This is a genomic window from Bacillus sp. GMa5/1 (assembly GCF_050172015.1).
Taxonomy (GTDB): Bacteria; Bacillota; Bacilli; order Bacillales; family Bacillaceae_G; genus Bacillus_A; species Bacillus_A cereus.
Window position 1 is genome coordinate 1 of record NZ_JBNLYC010000403.1, and the last position, 1,269, is coordinate 1,269.

Below are 1,269 nucleotides of genomic sequence, written 5' to 3' on the forward strand. Positions count from 1 at the left end.
TCTATATTGAGTTTGTAAATCTACACAATAAGTTTTCATTATATATTAAGTGTAGTAGAAGTTCAGATAGATAAAATTCGGTAGTCGAATTTTTTTACATAAAGCTGTATAATGCTTGTAACGAAAGGGAAATACAGGAAGGGATTTGTAATGAGTTACTATGGAAAAAGATAAACAACAATTAAGCGTTGAAGTTGCAAGATTATATTATCAATCAGATTATAGTCAGCAAGAAATTGCTAACAAATTAAATATTTCAAGACCAACAATTTCTAGATTGTTAAAGTACGCGAAAGAAAAAGGGTTTGTTCAAATTAGCATTGCTGATCCATTTGCGGATTTAGATAACGTCGGGAATTTACTGAAAGAAAAGTATAACTTATTAGAGGCACATGTTGTATTTTCTCCAGTTCCGGAATATGCAACGATTACAGAGTATATTAGCAAATATGCAGCTGAGTATATGGAAAAGACGGTTAAAAACGGTGATATTGTTGGTGTAAGCTGGGGAATGACGATGTATGAAATCGCTAGAAAAATCGTACCGCAACATGTAAAAGGGGTAGAGGTTGTTCAGTTAAAAGGTGGTATTAGTCATTCGAGTGTAAATACATATGCGAATGAAACAATCGCTTTATTTGCAGATGCTTTTCAAACGACGCCAAGAAATCTCCCCCTTCCAGTTATATTTGATAATGCAGTGACGAAAGAATTAGTAGAGCAGGATCGACATATTCATCACATTATCGAAATGGGGAAACAAGCGAATATTGCAATTTTCACTGTAGGAACAGTGCGAGACGAAGCGCTATTATTCCGATTAGGTTATTTCGATAAGGATGAAACGAGTTTACTCAAAAAACAATCGGTCGGTGACATTTGTTCACGATTCTTTGATGGGGACGGAAATATTAGTAGTGAAGAAATTAATAAGCGGACCATTGGAATTGAGTTAGAAGAACTGAAATTAAAGAAACGTTCTATTTTAGTTGCAGGTGGTAATAGAAAAATAAAAGCAATTGATGGTGCGTTACGTGGCGGGTATGCAAATGTATTAATTATCGATCAGCATACAGCAAAAGAATTGTTACATTATCAAAAAGATTAGAAATAAAAGGCGTTCTCAAGATGTTAATTTTGAGAACGCCTTTTATTTTGTTATGTATGAATGATAGGAGTTTTTTTGAACACAAATTGCCTTTTTAAAAATAATTATGGATATGGAGATACATACTACCATTGTTAACATAAAAATTTTGATTATATATT

General features: G+C 32.9%; 1 protein-coding gene. It reads left to right on the forward strand.

What is annotated here, in order from left to right:
- The first annotated feature begins 160 nt into the window (after positions 1–160).
- The gene (locus ACQGSG_RS28965; RefSeq protein WP_000409782.1) at positions 161–1,108 is read left to right on the forward strand and encodes a sugar-binding transcriptional regulator; all 948 of its coding nucleotides are present in this window, start codon (positions 161–163) and stop codon (positions 1,106–1,108) included.
- Positions 1,109–1,269: the final 161 nt, after the last annotated feature.

Coding starts and splice junctions, on each gene's coding strand:
- ACQGSG_RS28965 (WP_000409782.1), top strand. CDS start 161: ATGGAAAAAGATAAACAACAATTAAGCGTTGAAGTTGCAAGATTATAT.